This is a genomic window from Mumia sp. ZJ1417 (assembly GCF_014127285.1).
Classification (GTDB): domain Bacteria; phylum Actinomycetota; class Actinomycetes; order Propionibacteriales; family Nocardioidaceae; genus Mumia.
On record NZ_CP059901.1, the window covers coordinates 2,581,987 to 2,600,052 of the forward strand.

Annotated in this window: 21 protein-coding genes; 3 read left to right on the forward strand and 18 right to left on the reverse strand. The window is 70.3% G+C overall.

Annotation, left to right across the window (positions count from 1 at the left end):
- Positions 1-19: 19 nt before the first annotated feature.
- The 4 genes from pyrH to H4N58_RS12605 all read right to left on the reverse strand — a co-directional run bounded on the left by pyrH (position 20) and on the right by H4N58_RS12605 (position 3,420).
- On the reverse strand, positions 20-715 hold the full coding sequence (pyrH, locus tag H4N58_RS12590; RefSeq protein WP_370465448.1) for a UMP kinase: 696 nt from the start codon (positions 713-715) through the stop codon (positions 20-22).
- A 113-nt stretch (positions 716-828) separates the two neighbouring features.
- Entirely contained in the window at positions 829-1,653 is an 825-nt protein-coding gene (gene tsf / locus H4N58_RS12595) for a translation elongation factor Ts (protein WP_167003562.1), read from the reverse strand.
- Positions 1,654-1,750: 97 nt separating this feature from the next.
- A complete protein-coding gene (gene rpsB / locus H4N58_RS12600; protein ID WP_167003564.1) occupies positions 1,751-2,665 on the reverse strand; it encodes a 30S ribosomal protein S2 in 915 nt (304 codons plus the stop codon).
- Positions 2,666-2,919: 254 nt separating this feature from the next.
- Positions 2,920-3,420, reverse strand: coding sequence for a CAP domain-containing protein (locus tag H4N58_RS12605; RefSeq protein ID WP_243842967.1), 501 nt, complete (start codon positions 3,418-3,420; stop codon positions 2,920-2,922).
- Between the two features lie 143 nt (positions 3,421-3,563).
- On the opposite strand from H4N58_RS12605, the gene H4N58_RS12610 reads away from it, so the two are divergent.
- On the forward strand, positions 3,564-4,496 hold the full coding sequence (locus H4N58_RS12610; protein ID WP_167250419.1) for a M23 family metallopeptidase: 933 nt from the start codon (positions 3,564-3,566) through the stop codon (positions 4,494-4,496).
- A gap of 78 nt (positions 4,497-4,574) precedes the next feature.
- Here the strand turns inward: H4N58_RS12610 and H4N58_RS12615 are convergent, their stop codons facing one another.
- From H4N58_RS12615 to rplS, 10 genes are all read right to left on the reverse strand, one after another.
- Positions 4,575-6,791 carry an NADP-dependent isocitrate dehydrogenase gene (locus H4N58_RS12615; protein WP_208322890.1) on the reverse strand — a complete coding sequence of 739 codons (2,217 nt, stop codon included), beginning with the start codon at positions 6,789-6,791 and terminating at the stop codon, positions 4,575-4,577.
- A 205-nt stretch (positions 6,792-6,996) separates the two neighbouring features.
- Positions 6,997-7,917: a tyrosine recombinase XerC gene (locus tag H4N58_RS12620; RefSeq protein ID WP_243842968.1), complete on the reverse strand. Its 921-nt coding sequence runs from the start codon at positions 7,915-7,917 to the stop codon at positions 6,997-6,999.
- A gap of 53 nt (positions 7,918-7,970) precedes the next feature.
- On the reverse strand, positions 7,971-9,173 hold the full coding sequence (dprA, locus tag H4N58_RS12625) for a DNA-processing protein DprA (RefSeq protein WP_208322889.1): 1,203 nt from the start codon (positions 9,171-9,173) through the stop codon (positions 7,971-7,973).
- Complete coding sequence (locus tag H4N58_RS12630; RefSeq protein ID WP_167003571.1) at positions 9,170-10,738, reverse strand: YifB family Mg chelatase-like AAA ATPase; 1,569 nt, start codon at positions 10,736-10,738, stop codon at positions 9,170-9,172. The genes dprA and H4N58_RS12630 overlap by 4 nt, the downstream gene beginning before the upstream one ends.
- Positions 10,738-11,106, reverse strand: coding sequence for a YraN family protein (locus H4N58_RS12635; protein ID WP_167003573.1), 369 nt, complete (start codon positions 11,104-11,106; stop codon positions 10,738-10,740). Before H4N58_RS12635 ends, H4N58_RS12630 begins: the two co-directional genes overlap by 1 nt.
- Before the next feature lie 172 nt (positions 11,107-11,278).
- Positions 11,279-11,587, reverse strand: a complete 309-nt coding sequence (locus H4N58_RS12640; RefSeq protein ID WP_167003575.1) for a DUF2469 domain-containing protein — start codon at positions 11,585-11,587, stop codon at positions 11,279-11,281.
- Positions 11,584-12,276, reverse strand: coding sequence for a ribonuclease HII (locus H4N58_RS12645; protein ID WP_167003577.1), 693 nt, complete (start codon positions 12,274-12,276; stop codon positions 11,584-11,586). Before H4N58_RS12645 ends, H4N58_RS12640 begins: the two co-directional genes overlap by 4 nt.
- An 11-nt stretch (positions 12,277-12,287) precedes the next feature.
- The gene (gene lepB / locus H4N58_RS12650; protein WP_167003579.1) at positions 12,288-13,001 is read right to left on the reverse strand and encodes a signal peptidase I; all 714 of its coding nucleotides are present in this window, start codon (positions 12,999-13,001) and stop codon (positions 12,288-12,290) included.
- A 52-nt stretch (positions 13,002-13,053) separates the two neighbouring features.
- Positions 13,054-13,752 (reverse strand): signal peptidase I, encoded by a 699-nt coding sequence (gene lepB / locus H4N58_RS12655; RefSeq protein WP_167003581.1) that lies wholly within the window; start codon positions 13,750-13,752, stop codon positions 13,054-13,056.
- A gap of 106 nt (positions 13,753-13,858) precedes the next feature.
- Entirely contained in the window at positions 13,859-14,209 is a 351-nt protein-coding gene (rplS, locus tag H4N58_RS12660) for a 50S ribosomal protein L19 (RefSeq protein WP_167003583.1), read from the reverse strand.
- Between the two features lie 413 nt (positions 14,210-14,622).
- On the opposite strand from rplS, the gene H4N58_RS20435 reads away from it, so the two are divergent.
- Positions 14,623-15,459 carry a LuxR C-terminal-related transcriptional regulator gene (locus H4N58_RS20435; protein ID WP_208322357.1) on the forward strand — a complete coding sequence of 279 codons (837 nt, stop codon included), beginning with the start codon at positions 14,623-14,625 and terminating at the stop codon, positions 15,457-15,459.
- A gap of 5 nt (positions 15,460-15,464) precedes the next feature.
- Here the strand turns inward: H4N58_RS20435 and trmD are convergent, their stop codons facing one another.
- Genes trmD through rpsP form a run of 4 tightly spaced genes read right to left on the reverse strand, consistent with a single transcriptional unit; the run spans position 15,465 to position 17,422 of the window.
- On the reverse strand, positions 15,465-16,187 hold the full coding sequence (gene trmD / locus H4N58_RS12670) for a tRNA (guanosine(37)-N1)-methyltransferase TrmD (protein WP_243842969.1): 723 nt from the start codon (positions 16,185-16,187) through the stop codon (positions 15,465-15,467).
- A complete protein-coding gene (gene rimM, locus H4N58_RS12675; RefSeq protein WP_167003585.1) occupies positions 16,187-16,723 on the reverse strand; it encodes a ribosome maturation factor RimM in 537 nt (178 codons plus the stop codon). Before rimM ends, trmD begins: the two co-directional genes overlap by 1 nt.
- A gap of 4 nt (positions 16,724-16,727) precedes the next feature.
- Positions 16,728-16,970, reverse strand: a complete 243-nt coding sequence (locus H4N58_RS12680; protein WP_167003587.1) for an RNA-binding protein — start codon at positions 16,968-16,970, stop codon at positions 16,728-16,730.
- An 8-nt stretch (positions 16,971-16,978) separates the two neighbouring features.
- On the reverse strand, positions 16,979-17,422 hold the full coding sequence (gene rpsP, locus H4N58_RS12685) for a 30S ribosomal protein S16 (RefSeq protein ID WP_167003589.1): 444 nt from the start codon (positions 17,420-17,422) through the stop codon (positions 16,979-16,981).
- Between the two features lie 183 nt (positions 17,423-17,605).
- Here rpsP and H4N58_RS12690 point away from each other — a divergent pair, with 183 nt between their 5' ends.
- Positions 17,606-18,049 carry an HIT family protein gene (locus H4N58_RS12690; protein ID WP_167003591.1) on the forward strand — a complete coding sequence of 148 codons (444 nt, stop codon included), beginning with the start codon at positions 17,606-17,608 and terminating at the stop codon, positions 18,047-18,049.
- The last annotated feature ends 17 nt before the right edge of the window (positions 18,050-18,066 follow it).

An 18,066-nucleotide genomic window follows, 5' to 3' on the forward strand; every position in this document is an offset into this window, starting at 1 on the left:
GTCTGAGGTCTCTGGTCGGTCAGTCTGCGTAGACCAGCGTGCCGATCTTCTCACCTCTCAGGACCGCGGAGATGTTGCCCTCTCCCTCGATCCCGAAGACACGCATCGGCAGCTTGTTCTCCATCAGCAGCGCGAACGCCGTCGCGTCGGCGACCCGCAGACCACGCTGCAGAGCCTCGGCGTACGAGATGGAGTCGATCTTGGTAGCGCTCGAGTCCTGGTGCGGGTCGGCGGTGTAGACGCCGTCGACTCCGTTCTTGCCCATCAGGACCTCGTCGGCCCTCACCTCGAGCGCGCGCTGCGCCGAGACGGTGTCGGTCGAGAAGTACGGCATGCCCGCACCCGCACCGAAGATGACGACGCGGCCCTTCTCGAGGTGACGGATGGCCCGCCGCGGGATGTAGGGCTCGGCGACCTGTCCCATCGTGATCGCGGTCTGGACGCGGGTGTCGATGCCCTGCTTCTCGAGGAAGTCCTGGAGCGCGAGGCAGTTCATGACAATGCCGAGCATCCCCATGTAGTCGGCTCGCGCGCGGTCCATCCCCCGCTGCTGGAGCTCGGCCCCGCGGAAGAAGTTGCCGCCACCCATCACGATCGCGATCTCGATGCCGGCGGCGACGCCCTCGGCGACCTGGCGCGCGATCGTGTTGACGACGTCGGGGTCGACCCCGACGCTCCCTCCACCGAACGACTCGCCGGAGAGCTTCAGGAGCACTCGACGAGGTCGGTCCTCCGCAGACACGGAGGCCAGCGGGTCGACTGTCTCTAGTTGGTCCACCACACCGGCCTCCGTCTCGTACGTCGTCAGAACATCTCGCCGATCAGGCGTCAGGCGCCGATCTCGATGTGCGCGAAGCGCGTCACCGTGAGGCCGGCCTCGTCGAGGACCTGCTTGACGGACTTCTTCTGCTCGGTGACCGAGGGCTGGTCGAGCAGGACGAAGTCCTTGTAGAACGCGTTGACCTTGCCGTCGACGATCTTGGAGATCGCCTGCTCGGGCTTGCCCTCCTCGCGGGCGGCCGCCTCGGCGATCTCGCGCTCCTTGGCGATGACGTCCGCGGGGACCTCGTCGCGGGACAGGTAGCGCGGACGCATCGCCGCGACCTGCATGGCCACGCTGCGCGCGACCTCCTCCTCGCCGTCGCCCTCGAACTCGATGAGGACGCCGACGGCGGGCGGCAGATCGCTCGCACGGCGGTGCAGGTAAGTCGCGATCTTGCCGGTGCCCCCGAGGACGGCCACGCGGCCGAGCTCGAGCTTCTCACCGATGATCGCGGCCAGGGCCGAGATCTTCTTGGCGACCGTGACGCCGTCGCCGGCGTCGGTGGCGGCGAACGCCGCGGCGTCAGCCGGCTTGGTCGCGTCCGCGAGCACCGCGAGCTCCTCGGCGAGCGCGACGAACTGCTCGTTCTTGGCGACGAAGTCGGTCTCGGCGTTGAGCTCGACGATCGCGTTGCCCGACGCGGCGACCAGACCGGCCGTCGCCTCGCGCTCAGCGCCGCGCTTCTCGGCCTTGGCCTGGCCGTGGACGCGCAGGAACTCGACTGCCTTGTCGTAGTCGCCGTCGGCCTCGGTGAGCGCCTTCTTGGCGTCCATCATTCCCGCGCCGGTCGCGTCGCGGAGCTTCTTCACCTCTGCTGCGGTGATTGCCATCTGTGTCTCTTCTCGTCTGAGTGTCCGTGGCCGGCAGACCGGCCGTTGTTGCGGGCCGGACAAGCCGGCCGAGGTGTCGTCCCGAGCTGCGGGACGATCAGGCGTCGGCGGGCTTGCCCTCTGCGAGGTTCTCCTCGGCCACCGCGGTCTCCTCTGCGACCTCGGCCGGGGTGTCGTCGGCGCTGGCCGACTCCTGGACCTCGGCCTCGGCGGCCTCGGTGGTCACGGGGTCGGTGCCCTCGGCGAGCTCGCGCTCCCACTCGGCAAGCGGCTCGCCGGCGGCGACAGCCTCGGTGGCCTCAGCAGCGTCCTCACGACCGGCGCCGCGCGCGATCAGGCCCTCGCCGACGGCGTCGGCGACGACGCGCGTGAGCAAGGTGACCGAGCGGATCGCGTCGTCGTTGCCCGGGATCGGGTAGTCGACGTCGTCGGGGTCGCAGTTGGTGTCGAGGATCGCGACGACCGGGATGCCCAGCTTCTTGGCCTCGTCGACCGCCAGGTGCTCCTTCTTGGTGTCGATGATCCACAGCGCCGACGGCGTACGGCCCATGTCGCGGATGCCGCCCAGGGTGCGGTCGAGCTTGTCGTGCTCGCGCTTGAGCTGGAGGAGCTCCTTCTTGGTGCGGTCGGAGCCGGCGACGTCGTCGAAGTCGACCTCGTCGAGCTCCTTGAGGCGCTTGATCCGCTCGTGGACCGTCTGGAAGTTGGTGAGCATGCCGCCCAGCCAGCGGTGGTTCACGTACGGCATGCCGACGCGCGTGGCCTGCTCGGTGATGGCCTCCTGCGCCTGGCGCTTGGTGCCGACGAACAGGATCGTCCCGCCACGCGCGACCGTGGTCTTGACGAAGTCGTACGCGCGGTCGATGTAGGCCAGCGACTGCTGCAGGTCGATGATGTAGATGCCATTGCGCTCCGTGAGGATGAAGCGCTTCATCTTGGGGTTCCAGCGGCGGGTCTGGTGTCCGAAGTGGACACCGCTCTCGAGCAGCTGGCGCATGGACACGACGGCCATGACGTTCCTCTTTCTTTATTGGGCGCACGGGTGCACCCGATCCTGGTTGACGTGCCGGCGGCGCCGACACCCTGGCGCCTTTGCGCGGACCACCTCGCCGTACGGAGAGGACCAGGACCACGCATCCCAGCAGGGCTGGGCAGAAGGCGCGCGAAGTCACCCGTCGCGTCGCAAGACGGTCGAGGTGCGCGGTCCAGTCTAGGCCACCGCCCCCACCGGACGAAACCCGCCCACCAGCCCGTCGCTGTGCGCCGTCAGCGCCGGTAGGCGAAGACCTGACTCACCCACACGACACCGCGGCTGTCACGCCGCACACCGACCCCAATCCGGCGGTAGCGCGGCTCGAGGATGTTGGCGCGGTGTCCCGGCGAGTCCATCCACGCGTCCACCACGTGGCGCGGCCACCGGTAGCCGTACGCGATGTTCTCGCCGACCTTCCACCCGCCGCACCTGCGAAGGACCGGCTTCAGGTTCTGGTGGACCAGTCGCCCACTGGCCGCGATCCGGTTGGCCGCGCGCTGGGCGTACCGGTCGAGACATCGTGACCGCGACAGAGCACGACGGTCGTACGCCCGTCTCTCCCGGTTGGTGTGCCTGACGACCCGCCGCTCGTAGACCCGCGGTCCGGGCGGTGTCGACGCCTTCGACGGCAGCGCCGCGCTGGCCTCGGTGACTGCCGTTGCCGCCGTCGGTGTGGCTCCCGCGGCGCCCGTGACGGCGCCCGGCCCCACGACCATGGCAGCGGAGAACAGCATGGCGGCACTCAAGACTCGCATGGGATCTCCCACTCCCCCGCAGCCGCGCCCCAGGTTTTCCCCAGATCGTCGGCTGTCGTGTTCATCCCCAGTTCGGTGTCTTTGACCCACGCTAGTCACGATCGATGGGATTGCATTTCGGGATGAGTTCTCGCCTTGTCCCCGCGCTCATGAGGCGCGCCCGGCTTCTCGTCGCGCTGGTGATCCTCGTCATGCCGTCCGCCCTCCCCCACGACACCGACCCCACCTGGTCGTGGCCGCTCGACCCGCGACCAGAGGTCGTGAGGGCGTACGAGGCTCCCCCTCACGCCTACGCCGCAGGTCATCGGGGCATCGACCTTGCCGGAAAGGCCGGAGCACCGGTGCGCTCGGTCGACGACGGGGTGGTTGCCTTCGCTGGCGCCGTTGCCGGAGTCGAGGCCGTGAGCGTCGACCACGACGGCGTCCGGTCGACCTACCTGCCTGTCGCCGCCTCGGTGAGACAAGGGTCACCCGTTGTACGGGGCCAGGTGCTGGGCTCCCTCCTCATCGCCGGGGGCCACTGCTTCCCGGCCGTGTGCCTGCACCTCGGGCGTCGGCACGGCGCGCCGTACGCCGACCCCGAGGAGCTGCTGGCGGGGACCGCACGCATCCGCCTGGTGCCACCGAGCGGACCGCCTCCAGTCCCGCCACCGGTCGCCACCGCCGCACCGGGCGCCTCGCTCGCCGCGCCCGTGGAGGCCCCGGTCAGCTCGCCGTACGGGATGCGCGTCCATCCCGTCACTGGGCTTCTCAAGCTCCACGACGGGACCGACTTCGCAGCCCCCTGCGGCACTCCCGTGCGCGCGTCGGCCGACGGCCGGGTCGTGGCCGTCACGTACGACCCCGCGTACGGGCAGCGGGTCGTGGTCGACCACGGCGGTGGTCTGGCGACGAGCTACAACCACCTCGAGAAGGCGTCGGTGCGCAGCGGCGCGACCGTACGGGCGGGGGCGTCGCTCGGTGCTGTCGGGAGCACCGGGATGTCGACCGGGTGCCACCTGCACTTCATGGTCGTCGTCGCAGGGGCGCCGGTCGATCCGATGCTCTTCCTGTGATCGCCGGCCTCCGTCCCTCCCCCGGACGCGACGGAGCCCGCCGGATCGATCCGGCGGGCTTCGTCGTACGGGAGGACCTCAGCCCAGCGACGCGATCGCGTCGTTGAGCGTCTTGGACGGCCGCATGACCTGCTCGGACAGGTTGTCGTCAGGACGGTAGTAGCCACCGATGTCGACCGGCGAGCCCTGGACGGCGATCAGCTCGTCGTTGATCGTCTGCTCGTTGGTCGCGAGCGTCTCGGCCAGCGGGCCGAAGGCGGCCGCAAGGTCGGCGTCGTCGGTCTGACGGGCCAGCTCCTGCGCCCAGTACAGCGCGAGGTAGAAGTGGCTGCCACGGTTGTCGAGGCCTCCGACGCGACGGCTCGGCGACTTGTTCTCGTCGAGGAACGTCGCGGTCGCGCGGTCGAGCGTGTCCGCCAGCACCTGCGCCCGGGCGTTGCCCGTGACCTGGGCGAGGTGCTCGAAGCTGACCGCTAGCGCGAGGAACTCACCGAGGCTGTCCCAGCGGAGGTAGTTCTCCTTGACGAGCTGCTGGACGTGCTTCGGTGCCGAGCCGCCAGCGCCGGTCTCGAAGAGCCCGCCACCGTTGATCAGCGGGACCACCGAGAGCATCTTGGCGCTCGTGCCGAGCTCGAGGATCGGGAACAGGTCGGTCAGGTAGTCGCGCAGCACGTTGCCGGTGACCGAGATCGTGTCCTCGCCCTTGCGGATGCGGTCGAGCGAGAACTGCGTCGCCTCGGCCGGGCTCATGATCTCGATCTGCAGGCCCTCGGTGTCGTGCTCGGGGAGATACTGCTTGACCTTCGCGATCAGGTTCGCGTCGTGCGCGCGCGACGCGTCGAGCCAGAACACGGCCGGGTCGCCGGTCGCACGGGCGCGGGTGACGGCGAGCTTGACCCAATCACGGATCGGGACGTCCTTGGTCTGGCAGGCGCGCCAGATGTCGCCCTGGCTGACCGCGTGCTCGATCAGCACGTCGCCGTTCGAGGCGACGACGCGCACGGTGCCGTCAGCCGGGAGCTCGAACGTCTTGTCGTGGCTGCCGTACTCCTCCGCCTTCTGCGCCATGAGACCGACGTTGGGCACCGAGCCCATCGTCGACGGATCGAACGCACCGTGGGCACGGCAGTCGTCGATGACCGTCTGGTAGACCGAGGCGTACGAGCTGTCCGGGATGGTCGCGATCGTGTCGGCCTCGGCGCCGTCGGGACCCCACATGTGGCCCGACGTGCGGATCATCGCCGGCATCGACGCGTCGACGATCACGTCGCTGGGCACGTGCAGGTTGGTGATGCCGCGGTCGGAGTCGACCATCGCGAGCGCCGGGCCGGCGGCGATGGCCGTGTCAATGGCGGCGCGGATGTCGTCGGCGTTCGGGAGCTGGTCGAGACCGGCGAGGATCGCGCCCAGGCCGTCGTTCGCGCTGAGACCGGCCTCGGCGAGCTGGTCTCCGTACGTGTCGAACACCGGCTTGAGGAACGTCTTGACGACGTGGCCGAAGATGATCGGGTCCGAGACCTTCATCATCGTGGCCTTGAGGTGCACGCTGAAGAGCACACCCTCGCGCTCGGCGCGGGCGATGGTGTCGGCGAGGAAGGACTGGAGCGCCGCCACGTCGAGGTAGGTCGCGTCGACGACCTCACCGGCGAGGACCGGCACCGAGTCGCGCAGGACGGTGGTCGCGCCGTCGGTGCCCACGAACTCGATCCGCAGGGTGTCGTCGGCCGGGATGACGACGGACTTCTCGTTGGACTTGAAGTCGCGCTCGCCCATCGTCGCGACGTTGGTCTTGGAGTCCGACGACCACGCACCCATCGAGTGCGGATGCTTGCGGGCGTACTGCTTCACCGACGCAGGTGCACGCCGATCGGAGTTGCCCTCGCGGAGCACCGGGTTGACGGCGCTGCCCTTGACCTTGTCGTACCGGGCACGGACGTCTCGGTCCTCGTCCATGGACGGGTCGTCGGGGTAGTCCGGCAGGGGGTAGCCCTGGCCCTGGAGCTCGGTGATCGCTGCCTTGAGCTGCGGGACCGACGCGCTGATGTTGGGCAGCTTGATGATGTTGGCCTCAGGCTGCTTCGCCAGCTCGCCGAGCTCGGCGAGCGCGTCACCGACACGCTGGTCCTCGGTCAGACGCTCCGGGAACTGCGCGAGGATCCGGCCCGCGAGCGAGATGTCACGGGTCTCGACGCTGACGCCGGCCTTGGCCGCGTATGCCGAGACGATGGGGAGGAACGAGTACGTCGCCATCAGCGGCGCTTCGTCCGTGTGCGTGTAGATAACCTTCGAGTCCAACTCCGAGGCTCCGTTCCTGCGTTCGACCGTCCTGCTCGCCAGGACGGCTCGTCGTGCTGGTGGCCTGTCCTACAGGGATGCGTCCGTCACCGGAAGGGACTCGTCGCATGCTCGCGGTCCACCTGTAGGAAGGTGCTCCGTCCATGAAGCCTACTTGCTTCCCGACGAGCGCCCGGACGCGGGCAGGCGCCGGTCGTGCCCACGGTCAGGCGCGGGGATGCGCCTGCGCGTAGGCCTGACGCAGCCGCTCGGAGCTGACGTGGGTGTAGAGCTGCGTGGTGGCGAGCGAGGCGTGGCCGAGGAGCTCCTGCACGCTACGGAGATCGGCGCCGCCCTCCAGGAGGTGCGTCGCCGCGGTGTGCCGGAGGCCGTGGGGTCCGAGGTCGGGCGCACCCTCGACGTCCTCGATGCGTGCGTGGACCATGCGACGCACCGTGCGCGGGTCGACACGCGCGCCCCGTTGGCCGAGGAACAGGGCCGGCCCGCTCCCGTCGACGACGAGTGCCCCGCGCGCCGCGAGCCAGCGGTCGAGCGCACGCGATGCGGGGCGCCCGAACGGCACACTCCGCTCCTTGTCACCTTTGCCGACCACCCGGACGACCCCGCGCGCGTGGTCGACGTCGTCCACATCGAGCCCGCACAGCTCACCCACGCGGATCCCCGTGGCGTAGAGAAGCTCCAGAACCGCGACGTCTCGTACGCCGACGACGTCCCCGTCGGCACGGGCGGTCGCGGCGTCGAGCAGGGCACGGACCTCGTCCTGGCGCAGGACCGCGGGGAGCTCGCGGTGACGGCGCGGGTTGGCGAGCAGGGCCCCCGGGTCGTCGTCGGCACGACCGGTGCGGGCCAGCCAGGCGGTGAAGCGGCGGACGGCGGCCGCCCTCCTCGACAGGGTGCTGCGTGACCGGCCCCTCACCTGCTGGGCGGCAAGGAAGCTGCGCAGCGCGCGAAGATGAAGCCCAGCGGGGTCGGCGATGCCCATGGCCTCGGCATGAGCGGACAGCTGGGCGAGGTCACCCGCGTACGCCCTGACGGTGTGCTCGCTGAGGCCACGCTCAGCTCGCAGGTGGCGTTCGTACGCCTCGAGTGCGTCATGCCAGGCGGGACTCCGGTCGGTCGCGGTCACCCTGCGAGTCTCGACCTCGGGGGCCGCCTCGTCCAAGTCGGCACGCCGCACTGTCACCGCCCTCCCTCCGTGGGCGGGGCAGGCTCGAGGTCGGCCCGGCGGGCGAGGGACCATCCGTCGTCCACCTGCCGGACGAATCCTTGGCTCTCCAAGCGGCCCAAAGAGCTGGCGACAAGCTCCAGCGGTGCCCCGACCCGCCAGGCCAGCACGTCCACCGTGGTCGTTCCGCGACCCGGCAGCGCCTCGAGCACCTCGCGCGCGACGGAGGGCAGCACGTCCCATGCGGTCTGGGGTGCAGGGGGCGGAGTGGCGTCGCGGCGACCCAGGGCGTCGAGGTCCTCCAGCGCCTCGGCACCGTTGGAGACCAACGTCGCTCGCCCCGTACGGAGGGCGTGGTGGACGCCGACCGAGGCCTGGCTCGTGACCGGGCCGGGCACGGCGAGCGCGATGCGCCCCAGTTCGTTGGTCCAGCCGAGGGTATTGAGGGCGCCGCTGCGCCGCGCTGCCTCCACGACCACCGTGCCCTGAGCGAGCGCCGCGATCACCCGGTTGCGGGTGAGGAAGCGGCCCTTCGTCGGCGTCGAGCCCGGCGGGTGCTCACTGACCACCGCACCCGCCTCGGCGATCCGTCGCAGGAGCCCGGCATGCGCCCTTGGGTAGTCGACGTCAGCACCGCATGCGAGAACGGCGACAGTCGGGCCGTCGACGGACAGCGCACCGCGGTGCGCCGCAGCATCGATCCCGTATGCCGCCCCGCTGACGACTGTCGTCCCGGCGTCGACGAGGTCGGCCGCAAGGTCGCCCGCGACGTCACATCCGTACGTGGTCGCGTCGCGTGCCCCGACCACCGCGGCGGCCTGCTCCGCCAGCCCGTCGAGCCGCCCTGCACCTCGAACCCAGAGACCGAGCGGACGGCCACCGACGCCGGCGAGGCCGTCGATCTGATCGAGGTCGTCCAGCTGAGCAGGCCACTCCGCATCACCGGGGCACACCCACCGGATGCCCCTCCCGCGGGCGGAGGTGAGGATGCCGCCGATCCTCCCCTCGAGACCGACGGCACGCGACCGCCACGACTCAGGGAGATCGTCCGCTCCTGCGACGACCGCGGACAGCAGGTCGTTCGTGGAGCGCTCGGAGAGCTGTGCCGCGATCCGCGGATCGCCCGGCTCGGCGATCAGGCTCATCGCCAGCCGTGCCCGGCGCTCGGCCCGACGGGCGCGTGCGGCGGGCCGTGTCGTCGCTGCCTGGTCGCTCACGCGACCACCCGCTCCCACAGACTCCCCGGCAACGAGGCGCCCTGACGCAGCGCCATCGCCGTCGCGAGGTCATCGGGGTCCGGGGTGTCTCTCCGGCGAAGGTCGGCGACCGTCCATGCGACGCGCAGCAGCCGGTCTGCGGTGCGCGCGTTGATCGCCCCGGAGCGGGTCGGACGGTCGACCTCCGCGAGGACGTTGGCCGGCGTCGACATCTCGCGCCGCAGGACCGCACCAGGAACCTCTCCGTTGGTATGCCACGGCGTGGACGCGAGGCGGAGTCGCTGACGGTCTCTCGCCTCTGCGACCCGTGCTGCCACGACGTGGGTCGGTGTCCGCTCGGTGTCAGGGGTGCCCTGATGCTGGGCAGAGACCGGGCCGACGACGGGATGGAGGTCGATCCGGTCGCGGATCGGTGCCGAGAGCCGCTCGGCGTAGCGCCGCTTGACGAGGGGCAGACAGGTGCAGAGGTCGGCCCTCCCGGCCTTCTGTCCGCACGGGCACGGGTTGGAGGCCAGGACGAGCAGGAAGCGGGCGGGGAACTCGGCAGTCTGTGCGGCACGCGACACCGTCACGCGACCGCTCTCGAGCGGCTGGCGGAGCGCCTCGATGACGTCGCGGCGGAACTCCGGCGCCTCGTCGAGAAAGAGCACGCCGTTGTGGGCGAGGCTCATCGCCCCCGGCCGCACGACGCGGCTGCCTCCACCGACCAGCGCCTGGGCGGAGGCAGTGTGGTGGGGGTCGATGAACGGGGGGCGTTCGAGCAGCGGCGCCTCGGGCGAGAGGAGCCCCGCCACCGAATAGACCGCGCTGGTCTCGAGCGACTCCTGCCGGCCCAGGTCCGGGAGCAGGCCGGGGAGACGCTGGGCGAGCATCGTCTTGCCCACGCCAGGCGGACCCGTGAGGAGGACGTGATGCAGGCCCGCCGCAGCGATCAGCATCGCGGTCCGCGCATCGTCCTGCCCGACGACGTCGGTGAGGTCAAGGCCGTCGAGCCGACCACCGCCCGCCGTCGGCTCCGCGAGCGGATCAACCGGCGGATCGTCCGGAGGCTCGTCTCCTCGAAGCAGCGCGACCGCATGCCGCAGCGAACGGACACCGAGCACGTGTGCCCCCTCGACGATCGCCGCCTCACCCGCGTTGGGCTCTGGGACGATCACCCGCTCGCACCCCGCGGCCACCGCCGCCACCGTCGCGGGGAGCACGCCGGCGACCGCACGCAACCGGCCGTCGAGCCGCAGCTCACCGAGGACGGCGGCGCTCGCGAGCCGCTCGTGCGGAACCACCTGCTGGCTCGCCAGCACCGCGAGCGCGATGCCGAGGTCGAAGTGCGCGCCGGACTTCGGCAGGCCCGCGGGCGAGAGGTTGATCGTCACCTTCTGGTCCGGCCACGAGTGCCGGCTGTTCACCACCGCCGCACGACACCGGTCACGGGCCTCCGCGAGCGAGGCGTCGGGCAGACCCACGAGCGTCGTCCGGGGAAGCCCCGCACTCACGTCCACCTCGATCTCGACCACCCGTCCACGCATGCCCTCGAGAGAGACCGACCGCGTCCGTCCGAGCGCCATCACGACACCCCCGCCACGTAGGTGACCTCCGCGGCGCCACGCGTCGGCACGAGGACGCCGACCACGTCGATCCGGACCAGCACCGCACTCACGTCGTGCTCGGCCAGGTAGAGCCCGGCGAGCCGACGCAGCCGCGCCGCCTTCTGCGGGGTCACTGCCTCCAACGGCGTCCCGTACGCGGTGCTCCGCCGGGTCTTGACCTCGCAGAACACCACCGTGTCGGCATCGCGGGCCACGATGTCGATCTCGCCCCACCGGCACCGCCAGTTGCGGGCGAGCACCTCCATCCCCTGCGCCTGCAAGAACTCCACGGCGACGTTCTCCCCGTGGACCCCGACGGCCTGCCGCTGCTCGTAGGTCGACGCCATCTCCACCACCTCCGGCGAGAGTGTGGGTCGCCCGGAACGGCGCGGGCTGCATGGCGGACGCGGATGTGGATCAGCCCCGGTTGTGCACGAGCCGTCGTTCGATCACGCCTTCGGCGGCTCGCTGCGCCGTCGTTCGCTCACGCCTTCGGCGGCTCGCTGCGCCGTCGTTCGCTCACGCCTTCGGCGGCTCGAAGTCACTCGTCGCCAGCTCTTCGACGTTCACGTCTTTGAAGGTGAGGACCTTGACGTTCTTCGCGAAGCGGGCAGGACGATAGATGTCCCACACCCAGGCGTCCGTCATCGTGACCTCGAAGTAGGCGTCGCCCGTCTCCGAGCGCACCTTCACGTCGACGGCGTTGCACAGGTAGAAGCGCCGGTCCGTCTCCACGACGAAGGTGAAGATGCCGACGACGTCGCGGTACTCGCGGTAGAGCGCGAGCTCCATCTCCGCCTCGTACCGCTCCAGTTCCTCCGCGCTCATCGCACTCCCTCGCTCGGTGCCACCTCAGCGTAACGACCGCGCGCCGCCGCCGCGCGCACGTTCTGGTAGCGCAGACGGTGCACGGGCGACGGGCCGTACGCGGCCAGACGCTCCTCGTGCAAGGTCGTCACATAACCCTTGTGGATCGCGAACTCGTACTCGGGATACTCCGTGTGGAGGTCGCACATCATGCGGTCTCGCGTCACCTTGGCGACGACCGAGGCAGCGGCGATCGAGGCAGAGACCCGGTCGCCCTTCCACACTGCGAGCGCGGGGACACCGAGCCCGTCGACCCCGAACCCGTCGCTCAGGACGTAGTCCGGCTTCGTGGCCAGACGCGCGAGCGCCCGCCGCAGGGCAGTGATGTTGACGTGGTGCATGCCCAGAGCGTCGCACTCGGCGGGGCTCATCACGACCACCGACCACGCCACGGCGCGGCGGACGACCTCGGCGTAGCAGGCCTCACGTCGCGCCGGCGTCAGCAGCTTGGAGTCGGCCAGCCCGGGGACCTCGCCGCGCCGCCCGTCGGGCAGGATCACCGCTGCCGCCACCAGCGGGCCGGCACACGCCCCGCGCCCGGCCTCGTCGACTCCGGCGATCGCGTCAAAACCGGCCCGTCGCAGGGCGCGCTCATAGCCGTACAGTCCCGCGTCCTTGCGGATCGTTGCCCCGCGTGCCACCCGCGTCATCGCGACCCGCCTCAGTCGGGATCGGGGACGTCCGCAAAGGGTTCGTGGTCCGAGCCCGCCGTACCGGCCCGCTTCAACGGCCACACCACGACCCAAGCCTTGCCGAGCACCGCGTCCGTACGGACGAAGCCGCCGCCCGGCCCGCCCTGGTGAGCGCGCGAGTCGGTCGAGTTGCCACGGTTGTCGCCCATCAGCCACAGCCGCCCCTCGGGGACCACCACGTCGAAGCGTGCGTCGGCGGTGGCAGCGGGGTCGGGCACGTACGGCTCGTCGATCGAGACGCCGTTGATCTGGAGCCGCCCGTCGGCGTCGCAGCACACCACACGGTCGCCGCCGACGCCGATGACGCGCTTCACGAGGTGACCGCCGGTCGGGAACAGGCCGAAGACCGACAGCACCTGCTGGACGGGGCCGACCTCCTCCTCGTACCCGACGCCGAGCCAGTCGCCCGGATCGTCGAACACGACGACGTCACCACGCTGCGGCTCGCCCGCCCAGTACGACACCTTCTGGACGAGGATCCGGTCGTCGACCTGGAGGGTGTCCTCCATCGACCCGGACGGGATCCAGAACGCCTGCACGAGGAACGTCTTGACGATCAGCGCAAGCACCAGCGCGACCACGACCAGCAGGATTGTCTCCTGCCAGAGGGGTAGGGGTTTGCGCTTCGCCTTGCCGGAACGGCCTGTGGCCGACGTCTCGGCGGTCTCTTCGTGCGATGTCACGTCCACAGCCTAGCGCCGCGCTCCACGCGCACTGCGGCGCGTCGACCTGGCGTCAGTCGAGCGAGGCGAACGCCCCGGGGTCGTGCAGAACAGCACGGTCCTTCCACGGCCAGACCACGAACGCGACCTTGCCGACCACCCTGTCGTCCGGAACGTAGCCGCCGCCCGGAGAGTCCATGTGAGCCCGCGAGTCGGCGGAGTTGCCGCGGTTGTCCCCCATCACCCAGAGGTAGCCGTCGGGGACGGTGACGTCGAAGGGGAGACGCGCCGTCGCAGAGGCGTCCTTGACGTACGGCTCCTCGATCGCGACCCCGTTGACCTCGATGCGACCGCCGGTGTCGCAGCACTTCACCGTGTCGCCGCCGACACCGATGACGCGCTTCACCAGATGGCCGCCGGACGGATACAGCCCTGCCGTCGACAGCAGCTTCTGGGCGGCGTTCGTCGGGTCGTCGAACCCACCCGACCCGAGCCACCCGCCCGGGTCCTCGAAGACGACGACCTCGCCGCGGTGCGGGTCACGTCCCCAGTAGGACACCTTCTGGACCACGATCCGGTCCTGCGCACCGTCCGGGTTGCCGGTGAGGGTCGGCTCCATCGACTCCGACGGGACATAGAACGTCTGGAGGAACAGCGACTTGACGACGAGCGAGAGCAGCAGCGCCACCACAAGCAGCGCGACGACCTCGAGCCAGAGCGGGACGGCACGGTCGCCCCAGCGACCCACCACCGTCCGTACACGCGGACGCACCGGGCTGCCCGTCGTACGGGCTGCCCGGTGCGTCCCCGGTGCTACGTCGTCGGGCCGATCCGCAGATCGGCCAGCGCGCTCATCCACAGTCGCCCCCCGGCACTGCTCAGGACTCGCGCTTCTCCTTGATCTTGGCGGCCTTGCCGCGGAGGTTGCGCAGGTAGTAGAGCTTCGCGCGACGGACATCGCCGCGGGTCGCGACCTCGATCTTCTCGATGATCGGCGTGTGGAGCGGGAAGGTCCGCTCGACACCCACGCCGAAGCTCACCTTGCGAACGGTGAACGTACGGCCGACGCCGGAGCCCTGGATGCGGATGGCAACACCCTGGAACACCTGGACGCGCGAGCGGTTGCCCTCGATCACCTTCACGTGGACCTTGACGGTGTCGCCTGCGCGGAACTCCGGGACGTCGTCGCGGAGCGACTGGCTCGCGACGGCATCGACTACGTTGGTCATCTCATCTCTTCCTCGTCAGTGCCACAGGTCACCCACGACATGTGCGGTGTGCGAATGCTAGGACGGTGCTGCGAGCCGTCGCATCGCGACGGTCTGGCGGCTCGACACCCCTGTGGCAGCAGAGCCCAGCACCGACTCACCAGTCTGCCACACCCACCCTCGCGGCCGTTAATCGCCGTCGGCCTGGCGCAGGAGGGGTCCAGCACCGCGTCTCGCGGCATCACCCCCGTTGATGTCGACGACCCGCCGTGCTGGACCCCGCTGCGAGCGTAGGACAAACAAAGGTTGCGACGAAATACGTAAGGGTACGTAGGCGAGGGCGGTCGCCCGCGGCAGGTCTCCGTCCGGCGTCTCATTCACATGCTCGGTCACGGTGCCCCAAAACGGCTTCGTTACGCTCACGCCATGAGCACGTGAAGGGGGAACACATCGTGCCGGAGTCCACACGCTGGATCAAGGTCGCTTCGTCGGTCCTCCTCGAGGACGACCCGACGGCGGCGCGCCTCTGCCTCACCGACCACCTGCTGAGCGAGTTCGACGCTCGCGCAGGTGCTCGTGTGACGTACGACCAACGGTCGAGGACGCTGTCGCTCCACGGATTTCCGCAGGACGTCGGGTTCGACGCCCGCCGCTGGCCGTACGGGGTCCGGACGCTTGAGCAGACCCATCCGCTGCTCAAGCACTACCTCCGTACGGGGTCGCTCGAACCGCGCATGCTCCTCGGTCCCGGACAGACCTCCCGCATGCTCCCCGCGCCGCTCGTCAGCCTCCTGCGCTCGCTCGACCTCGGGGTCCACCAGATGGCCATCCCGATCCGCAACGAGCCGGGCGCACTGATCGAGGGGTACGTGCTGGTCCGCGACGAGCCGTTCCCGCACTGGGCGCTGCCGCGCGTGAGGGCCCTCCATGCATTCGTACGGGGTCTTGAGGTGCACCTGCGGCTTCTCACGGCCACCACGGCGATGACAGCACGAACGGCCGAGGACGAGGCCGGGCTGACGCCGCGGGAGCGCACCATCCTCGCGATGGTGGCCGAGAGCCGCAAGGCGGAGTCGATCGGGCGCAGCCTCGGCATCTCCGCACGGACGGTGCACAAGCACCTCGAGAACGTCTACCGCAAGCTCGGGGTCAGCGACCGTGTCGCTGCCGTGACCTCCGCGCACCGCCGCGGCCTGGTGCTGCCGCACGGCGAGGCCTCGAGCGACAGGAGCCGGCTCGATCCGGCGGACGATCTCCCCGCGCCACGCTGAGGCGCTCAGGCGTCGGTGTCGGGCGCGAGCAGGTCGGGGCGACGCACGGCAGTGCGCAAGAGCGCCTGCTCCTTGCGCCACGCGGCGATCCGCCCGTGGTCTCCGGACAGGAGGATCTCGGGCACCTCGTGGTCACGCCAGCGCGCCGGCTTCGTGTAGACCGGGTACTCGAGGAGCCCGTCCGAGCCGTGCGACTCCTCGGTGAGCGACTCGGGGTTGCCCATGAACCCCGGCAGCAGGCGGATGACGGCCTCGATCATCGCGAGCGCGGCCACCTCTCCCCCGTTGAGCACGAAGTCGCCGAGCGAGACCTCCTCGACGCGCATCCGCTCAGAAGCCCAGTCGATGACCCGTTGGTCGATCCCCTCGTAGCGCCCGCACGCGAAGGCGAGCCACGGCTCCTGAGCCAGGCGCCCCGCGTCGGCCTGCTTGAACGGAGCGCCGGACGGGCTGGGCACGAGCAGCACGGGACCGTCGACACCGACGGAGTCGCGCCCGGCGGCGAGCACCGCGTCGAGCGCCTCGCCCCAAGGCTCGGGGCGCATCACCATACCGGCGCCACCGCCGTACGGGGTGTCGTCGACGGTGCGGTGCCGGTCGTGGGTGTGGTCACGCAAGTCGCGGACGTGCAGGTCGAGGAGCCCGCGCTGTCGCGCCTTGCCCGGGAGCGACAGGTCGAGCGGCGCGAGGTAGTCGGGGAAGATCGTGAGGACGTCGATGCGCATCATCAAGGTCCGGCGTCCTCGGACAGCTCGGGATCGAGCAGTCCCTCGACCGGCGCGACGTGGATCACGCCGGCCGCGAGGTCGACGCTCGTGACGAGTGCCGCGACGAACGGGACGAGCACCTCGACACCGTCGGAGCGCTCAACGGCGAGCATGTCCTGAGCCGGGAGGTGCAGGACGTCGCGGACGACGCCGCGGTCGGCTCCCCCGCTCTGCACGCGGAGGTCGACCAGCTGGTGGTCGTAGAACTCCTCCGGGTCCTCCGGGCGCTCGGTCACGTCGACGTCGACGACGACCTGCGCGCCGCGGAGCTTCTCTGCGGCCGTACGGTCGAGGAGCTCGTCGAAGGTGACGAGGAGACGACCCTGGTGCGGGCGGATGGCGCGAATGCGCATCGTACGGGCGGCGTCCGCCTTCGGACGCACCACGACCGACGAGCCCGGGGCGAATCGCCTCTCGGGCTCGTCGGTCGTCAGGTCGATGCTGACCTCACCGCGGATGCCGTGCGCACGGCCGATGCGGCCGACGACGATCTCCACGACGTCAGCGACGCCGGTCGACGTCGACGAAGTCGATCCGGGCGCCGCCCTTGCCGGCGATGGCGCCGGCGATGGTCCGGATCGCGGTGGCCGTACGGCCGTGGCGTCCGATCACCTTGCCGAGGTCCTCGGGGTGCACCCGGACCTCGAACAGCAGACCGCGTCGCAGCTGCTTGGGTGTGACGTCCACGTCGTCCGGGTGGTCGACGATGCCGCCGACCAGGTGCTCGATGACTTCGGCGACCATCACAGGACTCAGGCCTCCGAGGGCGCTGCCTCGGCAGGCTCGGCCGCATCGTCGGCCTTGGCGGCCTTCTTGGCCGGAGCCTTCTTGGTGACGGCCTCGGTGGCGGGCGCGTTGTGCACGGCCTTGAGCGCCTCGTTGAAGAGCTCGGCCTTGTCACGCTTGGGCTCGGCGACCTTGACGGTCGACTCGGCCTGCTCGCCCTTCGACCGCTGGAGGTCGCCGGTCAGCTTGAGGAGCGCGGCGACCGCCTCGCTCGGCTGCGCGCCGACCGAGAGCCAGTGCTGAGCACGCTCGGAGTCGATCTTGATGATCGACGGGTCGGCCTTGGGGTTGTACGTACCGATCTCCTCGATCACACGACCGTCGCGCTTGGTGCGCGAGTCGGCGACGACGACACGGTAGAACGGGGTGCGGATCTTGCCCATCCGCTTCAGGCGAATCTTGACGGCCACGGGTGTGGTGTCTCCTCAATGAACGTGGTGTGGTGATCCAGCGGGCACCGTGTGGGGAACGGGCCGCCTGACCGCGGATCCGGACGCGACCGAATGAGAGGGTTCGTTCGCGAGACGGAATCGACTCACTATTGTGCCAGAACGCTGGTCGACGCTCCAACTCCGTACGGCAGACTGCTCTTTATGAGCACGCTCTTCTCGAAGATTATCGCCGGTGAGATCCCGGGCAGGTTCGTGTGGGCCGACGACGAGGTGGTCGCATTCTTGAGCATCGGGCCGATCCGGCCCGGCCACACGCTCGTCGTCCCGCGCGACGAGGTCGACCACTGGATCGACGCCGACGACGCGCTGCTCTCGCGCCTGACGGCCGTTGCGAAGCGGATCGGCGCCGCCCAGCAGGCCGAGTGGGAGAGCCCGCGGGTCGGCACGATGATCGCCGGGTTCGAGGTCCCGCACCTGCACGTGCACGTGTGGCCCGTGTGGGGGCTGGACGACTTCAGCTTCGCCGCCGTAGACCCGGACCCGTCGCCCGAGTCGCTGGAGGAGGCGGCCGAGCGGCTCCGCAACCGGCTCGTCGCCCTCGGCCACGGTGACCACGTGCCGGACGACGTCTCCTCCGCCGGCTGACGCAGCGCCTCGCCCAC